The following is a 13,562-nucleotide window of genomic DNA, read 5'->3' on the forward strand; positions in this document are numbered from 1 at the left end:
TTTGCCCTTTTTACATTACAAAAATAGTTGGAACTATGGTTGGGTATTTTTTAATCTTTCTAAAGATATGTTTTCTTAAAACTTGGCGGATTTGATTTTCTAAAAATCTTGGATCATTGAGTACTTCATCTTTAACATTAATGAAAAACTGTCCTAAAACTTCAGCCATATCTTTACTAAAAGCATGATCGTGTTTGTCAGCTACTAGCCCATAGCTAAATACTCTTGGTTTGTTGATCAGTGTTTTTGTGGCTTTGTCAATTTGTGCGATAATAACCACTATACCACTATCTGCAAGTTTTTGGCGATCTATAACTACATCATCGGCGATTTGTTTGTTGATTTGATTATCCACAAAAACTTTACCTGTTTTTACGGTTTTTATGCGTTTAACATATTTTTGGCAAAGTTCTACTTGATCACCATCACTCATAAGATAGATATTTCTTTCAGGAATACCGCATTTCATCGCTGTTTCTTTGTGTTTGGTGATGTGATTGTATTCTCCATGAACTGGTAGGAAAAATTTAGGCTTAGTAAGGGTTAGCATAAGCTTTTGTTCTTCTATACTAGCGTGTCCGCTTACATGAATTTCACTAAATTCTTGATACGCTACTTTAGCTCCTGCTTTTAAAAGATAATCAAGCACCGCAGAAACACTTGCTTCATTTCCTGGTATGGCTTTAGCTGAAATGATCACTTGATCTGTAGGTTTGATTTTTATAAATTTATGCTCATCTGTTGCCATTCTATAAAGCGCACTCATGGTTTCGCCTTGACTTCCTGTAGTTACAATAAGCACTTCATTGTCTTTATATTTGCTTACTTCATCAGCATCGATGAAAATTTTTCTATCAAGTTTGATGTAGCCTAATTCCATAGTGGTATAAAGATTTCTTTCCATAGAACGACCGATCACACAAACTTTTCTACCGTATTTTAAACCATAAGTGATAGCTTGATAAACGCGGTGGATATTAGAACTAAAAGTGCTCATGATCACCCTGCCTTTGGTGCGTGCAAAAATTTGATCAAAAGTTGGCCCTACGGAGCTTTCACTTTTTGTATAGCCTTCTTTATAGGAATTTGTACTATCGCTTAAAAGACATAAAACCCCTTCTTCTCCATAATGTGCCAAACGTCCTAAGTCTGTTGGATAGCCATCAATTGGAGTTTGATCGATTTTAAAATCACCTGTGTGGATAATCGTTCCTGCTTTTGTTTTGATCGCAAGTGCTGAAGCATCAATGATAGAATGCGTGATGTGAATCCACTCTATATCAAATTCACCTATCTCATAAACTTTGCGTTTTTCTACAGGACGAAACCATTTGCGTTCTGCTTTTAAGCCATGTTCTTCAAATTTGTTTGAAATCATTCCTAAAGCCAAAGGTGTAGCGTAGATAGGAAATTGAAATTCTTTAAAGAAATAAGGCACCGCACCGATATGATCTTCGTGCGCATGAGTGATCACTATACCACGAATTTTATCTTTAATTTTTCTTACATAGTCAAAATCAGGAATGATAATATCTACCCCATGCATAGTTCCATCAGGAAAACTCATACCTATATCTACTATAATTGCATCTTTATTGGTTTCAAAAACACTGATATTTCCACCAATTTCTCCCAAGCCTCCTAAAGGAGTGATGCGGATTTTATGTTCGCTAGAATTATTATATTTTAAAGGGTGTAAGCGGTTTTCATGTGAAACACGGTTAGCTTCTATACATTCTGCAAGAGCGATTTGCCAATCTTCATTGCCTGTGAGTTTTGAAGGAAGATTGCGATTTTTTTTCTTTTTTTTCTCAGTTTTATTCTCTGAGTTTTCAGAAATTTCCTTGTTAGAATTTTGATCAATTTTTGGAGTATCATTTTCATTTTGCAAAGAATCGGCTAATTTTTTTCTGCGATTTTTATATTTATAGCGTTTATTGTTTTTTGAATTTGAGTTCGGATTTTGTTCGTTTTTATTTATCTCTTTGTTTTCGTCCATATTCATCCTTTAATTTGTCATAAATTTTAAGGTATGAATCAACGCAAATTTCATGTGGTCTGATGTTTTCTTTTAAGCCAAGGGTGCTTAAAACTTCTAAAACTTTTGCTTTATATGTTTTTAAATTTCCTAAGAGTTGTTTTCTAGGAGCTTTAAAACAGTCTTTTAGAAAATTTTTGAAATTTTCTATTTCGCAAAGTTCATCAAAATCCTTAGTTTTAATCAAACTCATCACCGCTGACATAACTTTTGGTGGAGGATTAAAACATTGTGGATCAACATCAAAAAGCATTTTTCTTTCGCAAATCATTGCACTTAAAACACCTAAAGAAGAAAACTCACTATTTCCTTCTTTAGCGCAGAATTTTTCAGCCATTTCTTTTTGCACCATTACAATAAGCCCTAGACAATTTTTATCTTCTAAAGCTTTTAATATAATGTGACTTGCAACATAATAAGGCAAATTTGCAACCAAAAAATATGGTTTTTCATCAAGACTAGGATTAAAAGCTTCGCTTGCGTCTTGATGGATCAAGTTAAATTTTCCACATTCAAGTTCTTTTTGAAATTTCTTTTTTAAAATAGGTATGAGATCATTATCGATTTCATAAGCTTTTACTTGAGAAATTTTTAAAAGTTCTTGCGTTAAATCACCTAAGCCAGGCCCAATCTCAATGATATTGTTCATCTCTTTGGGTATGGCTTGGATGATTTTTGCTAATACGCTTTTATCGATTAAAAAATTTTGTCCGTATTGTTTTTTTGCTTTAACCATAAGAAATAATTTTATCTAAAAATTCTTAATTAAGTCTTTTTAGGTAGAATTATTTTTGTAAAATTTCATAAGGATCAAAATGATTGTTTGTGCGGGTGGAAATGAAAATTTTTCTTTTGCAAAAGCTATAGGTATAGGTTTGGTTGAATCAGCTTTTCATTTGGGTCAACTTTGCTTAAAAGAAAAACCATCAAAACTCATATTTATAGGAACTTGTGGACTTTATGATAAGGGAGAAATTTTAGAAATTTATAGAAGTTCATATGCTTTTAATGTAGAATTTTCTAAAATTTCACATGCTTTTTATACTCCTGCAAAATATGAAATTTGCTTAGAAAAAGAAAATGTTTCTCGTGAAACAATCAAAATCAATTCTTCAAATTATATTTGTCAAAATTCAAAAGCAGCAAAAGAATTTTCAAAATTAGGTTTTTTTGCAGAAAATATGGAAGCCTTTTCTGTTTTGAGCGTAGCTAAAAATTTAAATATTGATGCAGAGTGTATTTTGTGTGCAACAAATTTTTGTAATGAAAATGCTCACGAAGATTTTATAAAAAATCATCAAAAGGCAAAAGAAAAATTAGAAGAATACTTAAAAAAATATCATTATATTTAAAAATTCAAAAAGGAAAATAATTTTGAAAGAGCTTGTTAATATTTTAGATTTTTTACCTGAAGAATTAGGAGAAAAAATCAAACCGATGTTTCGCGTGAAACAAATTTATCAATGGATTTATCAAAAATACGCCAATGATTTTTCCGATATGTCAAGTTTACCAAAAGATCTACGTTTAGAACTTGCGCAAAATTTTCATTTTTCTCCTGTAAAATGCGTTAAAAATGAGCAAAGCAAAGATGGAAGTATAAAATATCTTTTTGAACTTATCGATGGTTTAAGGGTAGAAAGTGTGCTTTTGCCTATGAAAGAAGAAAAAATAGACACAGAAGGCAAAAGAATTTCTCATGCGAGATATACTATCTGTGTTTCTTCTCAAGTAGGTTGTAAAAGCGGATGTAGTTTTTGTCTTACTGCCAAGGGTGGTTTGAAAAGAAATTTAAGTGCAGGTGAGATAGTCGGACAAATTTTATGGATAAAGAAACAAAACAATATCCCTTATGAACGCCGTGTAAATATAGTATATATGGGTATGGGCGAGCCTTTGGATAATCTTAAAAATGTTTCTAAAGCGGTAAAAATTTTAGCGCAAAATGAGGGGCTTGCCATAAGTCCTCGCCGTCAAACCATCAGCACTAGCGGTTTAGCAAAACAAATCAAAGAATTAGGTCAAATGAATTTAGGTGTTTTACTTGCTATATCATTGCATGCGGTTAATGATGAGCTTCGAACTGAGCTTATGCCTATCAATAAAGCTTATAATATCGCTGCGATTATGGATGCGGTGCGTGAATTTCCTATAGATCAAAGAAAAAGGGTAATGTTTGAATATCTTTTAATTGATGGTATCAATGATAAGCTTGAACACGCTAAAGAATTAGTCAAGCTTTTAAACGGCATTAAAGCTAAAGTGAATTTAATACTCTTTAATCCACATGAAGGAAGTTTATATAAACGCCCTAGTTTAGAAAATGCGATTAAATTCCAAGATTTACTCAGTAATAAAGGTATAACTTGCACTATAAGAGAAAGTAAAGGGCTTGACATTTCAGCTGCTTGTGGACAGCTTAAAGAAAGGGCAAAAGAACAATGACAATGTTAGATATTTTTGAAATCGTTTTTATAACAGCTGTTGTGATTATAGGTTTCGGTGGAATTGTTTTTGTAGTAATAAAAGAAAAAAAATAATTATTACATTTAATGGTGTCAAGGGGGAGACTTGAACTCCCGACCTCCGGCTTATGAGACCAGCGCTCTAACCAGCTGAGCTACCCTGACTAAAAATAAAAATATAATTATACTACTTTTTACTAAAAATTTTCTGATTTTTTTAAAAAATAATTTTATTTTCAATATTTAAAAAATTTCTTTATTTTTAAAGCTTTTATAGATATAATGAACACTTTATTTCATAGACAGGTGTCCGAGCGGTTGAAGGAGCACGCCTGGAACGCGTGTAAAGTGCAAGCTTTCGAGGGTTCGAATCCCTTCCTGTCTGCCATTCTTATTTTTAATATTTAAAAATTATTGTTTTGTCAAAAGTTATTTTATTGTTTACAAATTCTTAAATTTTTGATAAAATATTAAAAATTTTATTTATTAGGTTTTTTATAATGCTACAATCAAGACTTTTGATGAATTTAAAAGGAATAGGAATATCTTTTATACCAAGATATTTTTTTCAAATAAATTTAGATAAAATTTTTAATGATATTTTAAAATACAATATTAAAGACTTAGAAGAAATACAAACTCGAGTTAAATATTATAATCAAATAAATGAATTTTTTACACCTACAGCAAAGGAAAAAATAGGAAAATTTCCTTTTAAAGACACCTCTTATGCTTTTGATGCTTATGAAATCAGTAAATACTTTAAAGATGAATTTTTATGGAATAAAGAATTTGGCGATGTAAGACATACTTTTAAAGAAGCAACTATTTGCAAATCGAGATCTTTGGAAAATAATATAAATAATATTTTATTAAAACTTGATAAAAATAGGCATTTTTGCTTTTTAAAAGATAACATAAACTATGAAAATAAAAAGGATATAGCAATATTTAGAGGAGCAGTATTTCAAAAACATAGAAAAGAATTTTTTGATTCTTATTTTGGTAGAACTTTTTGCGATATAGGAGATACTTCAAAACAATCTAGCCAATGGAAAAAAAACTTTTTAAATAAAAAAGAACAAATGAAGTATAAATTTATAATTTCTTTAGAGGGTAACGATGTAGCAAGCAACTTAAAATGGGCTATGAATTCTAATTCTTTAGTTTTAGCTCCAAAAATAACTTGCGAAACTTGGTTTATGGAAGGAACTCTAAAACCAAATTATCACTTTGCTTTGATTGATAATGAGAATTTGTCAGCAGTAATTGAATATTTTAAAAGTCGCCCAAAAGATGCATTGGAAATTATTAATAATGCTCATCAATATATTAAGAAATTTTTAGATAAGAAAAAAGAATTCCATATAGGAATTTTGGTTTTGACCAAATATTTTTATTATTCTAGACAGCTTGAACTTAGCAAAAAAAGAGATATTTTAGAATTAATCAAATAGTAAAATTACTCTCATTAATTCTCTAATTTTTCATAAAAATAAATCTTTTTATACATATATTACATCATAAATTAAAAATTTGATTTTAGTTTTCAGCCAAAAACAAGTAATATTGCGATAAAATCTCAGACTTATAAAGGGGCATTAGCTCAGCTGGGAGAGCACAACGCTGGCAGCGTTGGGGTCAGCGGTTCGAACCCGCTATGCTCCACCATATGGTTCCGTAGCTCAGCTGGTAGAGCACTACCTTGACATGGTAGTGGCCGTTGGTTCAAGTCCAATCGGAGCCACCATCACCCTTCCTTATACAAAGGATTATTATGCAAAACACTATCATACAAAAAGCCGTCCATAAAGATTTAAATTCTATACTTGAAATCACAAAAGATGCTTTAAATGCTATGAAAGCTATGAATTTTCACCAATGGGATGAGAATTATCCCAATGAAATAGTTTTTCAAGAAGACATACAAGCACAAGAACTTTATGTGTTTAAAGAAAATGATGAAATTTTAGGCTTTATCTGTATCAATGAAAAATTTGAACCTGAATTTTACAAACAAGTTATTTTTAACAAAAATTATGATGATAAAGCCTTTTATCTACACCGTTTAGCCGTCAAACAAAATGCAAAAGGCAAAGGCGTGGCACAAAAACTTTTAAATTTTTGCGAAAATTTTGCCTTGGAAAATCACAAGGCAAGTTTAAGAGCAGATACTCATAGTAAAAATTTTCCTATGAATTCGCTTTTTAAAAAGCTTGATTTTAATTTTTGTGGAAACTTTGACATACCTAATTACCAAGATCCTTTTTTAGCTTATGAAAAAATTCTAAACCAAAAAGCTTTTTGAGTTTTTTTCATAGGCTTTGATTTGTGCTTCATGTTTTAAAGTCAAAGCTATATTATCAAGTCCTTCCAAAAGACAAATTTTGTGAAAATCATCTAAATCAAAAGAAAAAATCTTATCTTTAAAAAATACTCTTTTTTCCAACAAAGAAATTTCTATATTTTTATCTTGGGATTTTTTTAACTCATCAACTATTTCCAAAACCTCATCTTTAGTAAGTTCTATAGTAAGCAAACCATTTCCTAAAGCATTGTTTTTAAAAATATCCGCAAAAGAAGGTGCGATAATAGCTCTAATACCATAATCAACCAAAGCCCAAGGTGCATGCTCTCTTGAAGAGCCACTACCAAAATTTTCAAAACTTACCAAAATAGAGCTATTTTGATATTCTTTTTTATTGAGATTAAAATCCATATTTAAAACACTTTCTTTATCATCTAAATAACGCAAATCATGAAACAAATGCTTGCCAAAACCTTGCTTAGACACTGCAAGTAAAAATTGTTTAGGTATAATTTGATCTGTGTCTATATTGGCATATTCTAAAGGACAAGCTATACCTTTATATATAATAAATTTTTGCATATTAAACTCCTAAATACTTTCTATTATCACAAATAACACCTTCTATGGCACAAGCTGCTGCACTTGCAGGACTCATCAAATGAGTGATAGAACCTTTACCTTGTCTTCCTACAAAGTTACGATTTGAAGTTGAAGCAACTCTTTGACCTGAATTTGCTTTATCATCATTCATACCAAGACACATAGAACACCCTGCATATCTCCACTCACACCCTGCATCGATAAAAATCTTATCAAGTCCTAAATTTTCAGCTTCTTTTCTTACTTGCATTGAACCAGGCACGATTAAAGCTTTAACATTTTTATGAATTTTGCGCCCTTTTAAGATATCAGCGGCTATTTTAAGATCTTCTAAACGCCCATTTGTACAAGATCCTATAAATACAATGTCGATTTTTACCCCTTTTATAACTTGATCTTGCTCTAAATTTACATAAGATAAAGCATCAAGCAAAGATTTTTGCTCACTTTGATTTTTAAAATCACTTATTTTTGGAATTTTTTCATCTATGCCAATCACTTGCGAAGGATTTGTTCCATAGCTAATTTGTGGTTTTATCTTGCTTGCATCCAAAGTAATGCTCTCATCATATTTTGCTCCTTCATCGCTTCTTAAACTCTTCCAATACTCACAATACTTTTGGAATTCTTCTCCTTTAGGTGCAAATTCCTTTCCCTTAATATACTCAAAAGTGATTTCATCAGGAGCTATCATACCTACTTTAGCTCCAAATTCTATAGCCATATTACAAAGAGTCATTCTAGCTTCCATGCTTAAATTTCTTATAAGTTCTCCGCAAAATTCTATAGCATAACCTGTGCCTTTTGCCGTACCGTATTGTGCAATCAAATACAAAATCAAATCCTTAGCATAAACGCCTTTTTGAAACTGCCCTTTACATTCGATTTTCATGGTTTTAAGTTTGGCTTGTTTTAAAGTTTGCGTTGCCATGACATGCTCTACTTCACTCGTGCCTATACCAAAGGCTAAAGCTCCAAAAGCTCCATGCGTTGCCGTATGAGAATCCCCACAAACTAAAGTAACCCCAGGTAAAGTAAAGCCAAGCTCAGGACCTACTATATGAACTATGCCTTGATTTTTATCTCCAAGTCCTAAAAGCCTTACTCCAAATTCCTTAGTATTTTGCATCAAAGTTGTAATTTGCTCTTTTGCCATATCAGAGCAAGCATTTAAATCCACACTTTTAGTTGAAACATCATGATCTATAGTAGCCAAAGTTAAATCCGCTCTTGCCATTCTACGCTTAGCCATTTTAAGCCCTGAAAATGCTTGAGGGCTTGTTACTTCATGGATTAAATGTCTATCGATATAAAGTATAGGAAGTTCGTTTTTGCCTTCATAAACCACATGAGCATCAAAGACTTTCTCATATAAAGTTTTAGCCATTGTTATTCTCCTTTAAAATTTCTAAAATATAATCCCCCATTTCATCAGTATTTAAATACGACTTAGCATTTAAATCCTTAGTCATTTTTCCTTGTGCCAATGCTAAAGATATAGCATTTTCTATATCCTGCGCGGCTTGTTCTTCTTTGAAACTATACTTTAACATCAAAGCCGCACTTAAAATTTGAGCTATGGGATTGGCTATATTTAAATGAGCTATATCAGGCGCACTTCCACCTGCTGGCTCATAAAGCCCAAAACCTTTATCGTTTAAACTTGCTGAACTTAACAAACCTAAAGATCCATTAATGGCAGCTAACTCATCACTCAAAATATCACCAAAAAGATTTGAACAAAGCATAACATCAAAAATGCTAGGATTTTTTACAATCTGCATCGCAGCATTATCCACATACATGTACTCTAAGTTTATATCTTGATAATCTTTTGCAACATTTGCCACTACTTCTCGCCACAAAATAGAACTTGCTAAAACATTCGCCTTGTCGATTAAATGCACTTTTTTCTTTCTTATTCTTGCACTTTCAAAAGCGATATGAGCTATCCTTTCTATCTCTTTTTTAGTGTAAATTTCAGTATCATACGCACTTTCCTTGCCTAAATCTTGCTTACCAAAATAAATCCCACCTGTAAGCTCTCTAACACATAAAATATCCACTCCTTTTTGGATAATCTCATTTTTTAAAGGTGAAGCATGAGTTAAACTTTCATAAATTTTACAAGGACGCAAATTTGCAAACAAATTAAAATACTTTCTTAAAGGCAAAAGCGAGGCTCTTTCAGGTCTTTGATCTATGGGCAAATTATCCCACTTAGGCCCACCAACAGAACCAAATAAAATCGCATCACTTTGCTCACAAAGCTTTAAAGTTTCATCACTTAAAGCCACTCCATAAGCATCTATACTTGCACCGCCTATTTTAGCTTCGTTAAATTCAAAACTAAAATTGTATTTTTGCGCAATAAAAGTTAAAATTTTTAAAGCTTCTTTCATCACTAAAGGTCCTATGCCATCTCCTGCTAAAACAGCTACTTTATAAGTTTTCATGCCATTTTCCTTTCTTCTACTTTTAAAGAGCGATAAATCGCATTGTAAGCACTCACAAAAGCTTGTGCTGAAGCTTCTATAACATCTGTTGAAAGTCCTTTTCCATGGAATTTTCTCCCTTTAAATTCCAAATCCACATCCACTTGTCCTTGAGCATCTACCCCTGAACTTTTTGCATTGATACTGTAAGCTTTTAACACAGGCTTTAAATTTGTTATCCTAGCAATGCAGTTAAAAACTGCTTCAACAGGACCATTTCCTGTGCAAGCTTCAGTTTTTAGCTCTTCTTTGATACGCATACAAACACAAGCGGTTGGGATATTGCCACTAATCACGCTTAATTTTTCAAGTATAAATTCATTTTCTTCTTCATTTTCATAGCTTAAAAACATCAAAGCTTCTAAATCATAATCATACACTTGACCCTTTTTATCCGCAAGGCGTAAAAAACGCTCATAAACATCATCTAAATTATAAGTATTTTCATCATAGCCTAAATTTTCAAGGCAAGTTTTTATCATAGCTCTTCCACTTCTTGCCGTCATTAACATACGATTTTCATGAATTCCTATGGCACTAGGGCTTATGATCTCGTAAGTTTGCCTATTTTTAAGCACTCCATCTTGATGAATGCCTGAACTATGAGAAAACGCATTGCTACCAACTATAGCTTTATGCGAAGGTATGCTTTCATTAGTGATAGCTGAAACTAATTTTGAAGTTTTAGAGATATTTTCACATTTAATATCAGTATAAAAACCTTTTAAATAATCTTTCCTAGTTTTTATCGCCATAACCACTTCTTCTAAAGCACAATTGCCCGCCCTTTCGCCAAGTCCATTTATAGTGCACTCTATCTGTCTTGCACCTTGTAAAATAGCACTTAAGCTATTGCCCGTTGCCATACCTAAATCATTGTGACAATGCACAGAAATGATAGCCTTGTCTATATTTGGCACTTTGTTAAATAAAATTTTGATGATATTAGCAAATTCACTTGGCAGGGTATAGCCCACAGTATCTGGGATATTTATAGTTTTAGCGCCTGCTTTTATCGCATTTTCCACCATAAAACAAAGATTATCTATAGGAGTTCTTCCTGCATCTTCGCATGAAAATTCTACATCATCAGTATAAGATCTTGCTCTTATAATCGCTCTTTTTGCCATAGACAAAATTTCATCAAAATCTTTTTTTAATTTATCTTGTATATGTAAAGTTGAAGTGGCTATAAAAGTATGAATCCTAAAATGCTTTGCCACTTTTAAAGCTTCATAAGCCATATCTATATCTTTATCCAATGCTCTAGAAAGTGCACAAATGGTTGAGTTTTTAACCTTAGAAGCGATCTTTTGCACCGCTTTAAAATCTCCTTGTGAAGATACCGGAAAACCTGCTTCTATAACATCTACGCCTAAATTTTCAAGCGCTAAAGCGATTTGTAATTTTTGATTGATACCCAAAGAACTGCCTAAAGCTTGTTCTCCATCACGCAAAGTGGTATCAAAGATTATGATTTTATTATCTTTCATGATTTAATCCTTTAAAACCAAACAAACTAAATGAATTTAAAAAAATTCAAAAACTTGACAACAATGATAAAAACTTAAAAATATAAAAAATGATTAAAAATAAAATTGAGTTTTAGAGTGAGAGTTGCAGTAGTAGATTAAAAGTATCTTTACTTTTTTGTTGGACTGAATTTGAAATTTTAAAAATTTGTTTCATCTTTTCCTCCTTTGTTAAAATTAATCCCTAATGTATCATATTTTTAGTAAATGTGTTTGTAAAATTCTTAAATTAAGAAAATTATTGATATAATTGTAATTTTAAGTAACAAAAAGGATGTTGATGTTAAAAGAACTCTTAGAGATTAAAAAAGAAATGGAACCTGTTATCCACGAAGCCAATGTGAAATTAAATGTCCTAGCTCGTGAAGTCATAGTCCGAAAAAAAGAATACGAAATTTATGGCCCTATGGTAGATCGTGTTTATCTTGATAATGCCATTTATGTTAAAGTTATGTCAAGTGGACGCGATGTAAAAACAGACAATGTAGCTATAAAAAATGGTTTTTACATGGTTTTTGTAGCCCCTGAAAAAGAAAGTACAAAAGACATCAAAAACAAACTCAAAGTAGCTTATGAGGGGCTTGATAACAAATTTATCGCTACACTCATACGATCTTGCCAACGCTTTAAAGAAATCATAAATAAAACCCAAGCCACACTCGCTAAAGCTTCTAAAATGAATGTAGTAGTAAAAACAAATTTAGGCGAAGCAAGTGCTGCACTTAAATTTAACATCAATATAGAATACACTAGAGACACTCAAAAACTCACTCGCGAAAATTCAAAATCAGCAGGAAGCTTTAGAGATACTAAAACTTATATAAATCTTATAGTAGAAAAAAATACAGATTCTCAAATTTGTGAAAAATTACTTGATGATGTTGAAAAATACTTTATTGGTGGAGGTTGATTTCATTAATGCAAGTTATAAAAACTTGCATTAGATTAAAATTTATAATTATATCCTAAATATACACCATAATTTGTTTGTTTAGGATCGTAAAAGTTTGAACCCACTTGATTTTGATAAAAATTTCTAGAATTATAATGAATTTGCTCTGCTTTAAAGCCTAATTCTATTTCATTATGTGGTGTCAAATCATATAAAGCACCTATTTTCGCTCCATAAAAATAACCGTCAAAATTTTGCGACAAAGATAAAAAGCTTGTTTTTAAGGTAAGATCTGTTCTTGCATATCCTCCATACACACCTAAAACAGCTCTGGTTTTTTCAAAAAGCTTAGGAGTAAAATCATAACCTGTTAAAAATTTATGTGTAGCAAAATCACCTTCGATTTGAATTCTAGGAGTTTTGATAAAATCACTAAATTCATCAGAATAATTATAACCAGCATAAATTCTATGATTTTCATTTAAACGATATCCAAGTTTTAGACCAAATGATGGTATATTACCTGAAATATCTCCATTAAAATTTTGCTTTGTATTCTTCTTATGTTTTAACTCACTTTTTACTTGAGCATGCATCCAAGCTGCATCAGCACCTATAAAAAAACCGGAATTCTCATCTGCTAAAGCCAAATTTGAAAACAAAGTAGCACTTGCGACAATGCTTAATAATTTTTTATTCATCCTAACTCCTTATAATAAAATTCGATCTAAAAATTTTATATCTTTTTATATTATATATTCTTCAAAGATTAAATAAGAATTTTTTATAAAATATTTAATCTTTACATAAAAATATGTGAATATTTTACTCAAATATTATTTTGGAACAACTATATCACTACGACATTCTATCACCGTATGCACATTTCCACGCGGGTTAAAATCCCCCACAACTTTAATCCATTTTGGTTTTAATTTATCTTTTAAAGTATTGTAAATTTCATTGATACTTGCTTCATGTGAAACATTTCTATACATAAAAGTATTGATATAAAGCTTTATCGCCTTAAGCTCAACCACAAATTTATCAGGCATATATTCAAGATAAATCGTCGCAAAGTCAGGATAACCCGAACGCGGACAACAACACATAAATTCAGGCAAAGTGATTTTAATGATATAGTCATTTTTCGCATCATTTGGCCAAATTTCCATATTTTCTACATCAAATTCTTTGATTTCTTTTTCACCATAACGCATAGATTTTCC

14 protein-coding genes and 4 tRNA genes are annotated in these 13,562 nt (G+C 31.3%); 9 read left to right on the top strand and 9 right to left on the bottom strand.

What is annotated here, in order from left to right; translation table 11 throughout:
* Positions 1 to 10: 10 nt before the first annotated feature.
* Both ELQ12_RS07135 and rsmA read right to left on the bottom strand, forming a co-directional pair.
* Positions 11 to 2,005, bottom strand: coding sequence for a ribonuclease J (locus tag ELQ12_RS07135; RefSeq protein WP_079264310.1), 1,995 nt, complete (start codon positions 2,003 to 2,005; stop codon positions 11 to 13).
* Positions 1,974 to 2,774 carry a 16S rRNA (adenine(1518)-N(6)/adenine(1519)-N(6))-dimethyltransferase RsmA gene (gene rsmA / locus ELQ12_RS07140; protein ID WP_002937496.1) on the bottom strand — a complete coding sequence of 267 codons (801 nt, stop codon included), beginning with the start codon at positions 2,772 to 2,774 and terminating at the stop codon, positions 1,974 to 1,976. Before rsmA ends, ELQ12_RS07135 begins: the two co-directional genes overlap by 32 nt.
* Before the next feature lie 79 nt (positions 2,775 to 2,853).
* Between rsmA and ELQ12_RS07145 the strand changes: the two genes are divergently transcribed.
* From ELQ12_RS07145 to ELQ12_RS07155, 3 genes are read left to right on the top strand one after another with little or no spacing between them, the layout of a single operon-like run.
* Entirely contained in the window at positions 2,854 to 3,390 is a 537-nt protein-coding gene (locus tag ELQ12_RS07145; protein WP_070261416.1) for a purine-nucleoside phosphorylase, read from the top strand.
* A gap of 22 nt (positions 3,391 to 3,412) precedes the next feature.
* Positions 3,413 to 4,483 carry a 23S rRNA (adenine(2503)-C(2))-methyltransferase RlmN gene (gene rlmN, locus ELQ12_RS07150; protein ID WP_070261417.1) on the top strand — a complete coding sequence of 357 codons (1,071 nt, stop codon included), beginning with the start codon at positions 3,413 to 3,415 and terminating at the stop codon, positions 4,481 to 4,483.
* The gene (locus ELQ12_RS07155) at positions 4,480 to 4,578 is read left to right on the top strand and encodes a hypothetical protein (RefSeq protein ID WP_070261418.1); all 99 of its coding nucleotides are present in this window, start codon (positions 4,480 to 4,482) and stop codon (positions 4,576 to 4,578) included. Before rlmN ends, ELQ12_RS07155 begins: the two co-directional genes overlap by 4 nt.
* A gap of 13 nt (positions 4,579 to 4,591) precedes the next feature.
* On the opposite strand, the gene ELQ12_RS07160 is transcribed toward ELQ12_RS07155, so the two are convergent.
* A tRNA-Met gene (locus ELQ12_RS07160) sits at positions 4,592 to 4,668 on the bottom strand.
* A 135-nt stretch (positions 4,669 to 4,803) separates the two neighbouring features.
* Here ELQ12_RS07160 and ELQ12_RS07165 point away from each other — a divergent pair.
* The 5 genes from ELQ12_RS07165 to ELQ12_RS07185 all read left to right on the top strand — a co-directional run bounded on the left by ELQ12_RS07165 (position 4,804) and on the right by ELQ12_RS07185 (position 6,811).
* Positions 4,804 to 4,891 (top strand) — tRNA-Ser (locus ELQ12_RS07165).
* Between the two features lie 112 nt (positions 4,892 to 5,003).
* Positions 5,004 to 5,960, top strand: coding sequence for a glycosyl transferase family 90 (locus ELQ12_RS07170; protein WP_070261419.1), 957 nt, complete (start codon positions 5,004 to 5,006; stop codon positions 5,958 to 5,960).
* 138 nt (positions 5,961 to 6,098) lie between these two features.
* A tRNA-Ala gene (locus ELQ12_RS07175) sits at positions 6,099 to 6,174 on the top strand.
* A gap of 3 nt (positions 6,175 to 6,177) precedes the next feature.
* A tRNA-Val gene (locus ELQ12_RS07180) sits at positions 6,178 to 6,253 on the top strand.
* 27 nt (positions 6,254 to 6,280) lie between these two features.
* A complete protein-coding gene (locus tag ELQ12_RS07185; protein WP_002870451.1) occupies positions 6,281 to 6,811 on the top strand; it encodes a GNAT family N-acetyltransferase in 531 nt (176 codons plus the stop codon).
* On the opposite strand, the gene leuD is transcribed toward ELQ12_RS07185, so the two are convergent.
* From leuD to leuA, 4 genes are read right to left on the bottom strand one after another with little or no spacing between them, the layout of a single operon-like run.
* Positions 6,791 to 7,393, bottom strand: coding sequence for a 3-isopropylmalate dehydratase small subunit (leuD, locus tag ELQ12_RS07190; RefSeq protein ID WP_126222747.1), 603 nt, complete (start codon positions 7,391 to 7,393; stop codon positions 6,791 to 6,793). The genes ELQ12_RS07185 and leuD overlap by 21 nt on opposite strands.
* A gap of 1 nt (position 7,394) precedes the next feature.
* Positions 7,395 to 8,807, bottom strand: a complete 1,413-nt coding sequence (gene leuC, locus ELQ12_RS07195) for a 3-isopropylmalate dehydratase large subunit (protein ID WP_079463277.1) — start codon at positions 8,805 to 8,807, stop codon at positions 7,395 to 7,397.
* Entirely contained in the window at positions 8,794 to 9,870 is a 1,077-nt protein-coding gene (gene leuB, locus ELQ12_RS07200) for a 3-isopropylmalate dehydrogenase (protein ID WP_052859143.1), read from the bottom strand. The genes leuC and leuB overlap by 14 nt, the downstream gene beginning before the upstream one ends.
* A complete protein-coding gene (leuA, locus tag ELQ12_RS07205) occupies positions 9,867 to 11,402 on the bottom strand; it encodes a 2-isopropylmalate synthase (RefSeq protein WP_002870447.1) in 1,536 nt (511 codons plus the stop codon). The genes leuB and leuA overlap by 4 nt, the downstream gene beginning before the upstream one ends.
* A 319-nt stretch (positions 11,403 to 11,721) precedes the next feature.
* Between leuA and ELQ12_RS07210 the strand changes: the two genes are divergently transcribed.
* Positions 11,722 to 12,351, top strand: coding sequence for a hypothetical protein (locus ELQ12_RS07210; RefSeq protein ID WP_002870446.1), 630 nt, complete (start codon positions 11,722 to 11,724; stop codon positions 12,349 to 12,351).
* A 35-nt stretch (positions 12,352 to 12,386) separates the two neighbouring features.
* On the opposite strand, the gene ELQ12_RS07215 is transcribed toward ELQ12_RS07210, so the two are convergent.
* Together ELQ12_RS07215 and queF are read right to left on the bottom strand one after the other, a co-directional pair.
* On the bottom strand, positions 12,387 to 13,034 hold the full coding sequence (locus tag ELQ12_RS07215; protein ID WP_052949455.1) for an outer membrane beta-barrel protein: 648 nt from the start codon (positions 13,032 to 13,034) through the stop codon (positions 12,387 to 12,389).
* A 135-nt stretch (positions 13,035 to 13,169) separates the two neighbouring features.
* Positions 13,170 to 13,553, bottom strand: a complete 384-nt coding sequence (gene queF / locus ELQ12_RS07220) for a preQ(1) synthase (RefSeq protein ID WP_044778580.1) — start codon at positions 13,551 to 13,553, stop codon at positions 13,170 to 13,172.
* Positions 13,554 to 13,562: the final 9 nt, after the last annotated feature.

The sequence above is a fragment of the Campylobacter sp. US25a genome (assembly GCF_004379075.1).
Taxonomy (GTDB): Bacteria; Campylobacterota; Campylobacteria; order Campylobacterales; family Campylobacteraceae; genus Campylobacter_D; species Campylobacter_D jejuni.

Bases quoted from the DNA above. Each gene is read 5' to 3' on its own strand.
- ELQ12_RS07135 (WP_079264310.1), bottom strand. From the start codon at position 2,005: ATGAATATGGACGAAAACAAAGAGATAAATAAAAACGAACAAAATCCG.
- rsmA (WP_002937496.1), bottom strand. From the start codon at position 2,774: ATGGTTAAAGCAAAAAAACAATACGGACAAAATTTTTTAATCGATAAA.
- leuB (WP_052859143.1), bottom strand. From the start codon at position 9,870: ATGAAAACTTATAAAGTAGCTGTTTTAGCAGGAGATGGCATAGGACCT.
- leuA (WP_002870447.1), bottom strand. From the start codon at position 11,402: ATGAAAGATAATAAAATCATAATCTTTGATACCACTTTGCGTGATGGA.
- ELQ12_RS07145 (WP_070261416.1), top strand. From the start codon at position 2,854: ATGATTGTTTGTGCGGGTGGAAATGAAAATTTTTCTTTTGCAAAAGCT.
- leuD (WP_126222747.1), bottom strand. From the start codon at position 7,393: ATGCAAAAATTTATTATATATAAAGGTATAGCTTGTCCTTTAGAATAT.
- ELQ12_RS07170 (WP_070261419.1), top strand. From the start codon at position 5,004: ATGCTACAATCAAGACTTTTGATGAATTTAAAAGGAATAGGAATATCT.
- ELQ12_RS07210 (WP_002870446.1), top strand. From the start codon at position 11,722: ATGTTAAAAGAACTCTTAGAGATTAAAAAAGAAATGGAACCTGTTATC.
- ELQ12_RS07185 (WP_002870451.1), top strand. From the start codon at position 6,281: ATGCAAAACACTATCATACAAAAAGCCGTCCATAAAGATTTAAATTCT.
- queF (WP_044778580.1), bottom strand. From the start codon at position 13,553: ATGCGTTATGGTGAAAAAGAAATCAAAGAATTTGATGTAGAAAATATG.
- ELQ12_RS07215 (WP_052949455.1), bottom strand. From the start codon at position 13,034: ATGAATAAAAAATTATTAAGCATTGTCGCAAGTGCTACTTTGTTTTCA.
- ELQ12_RS07155 (WP_070261418.1), top strand. From the start codon at position 4,480: ATGACAATGTTAGATATTTTTGAAATCGTTTTTATAACAGCTGTTGTG.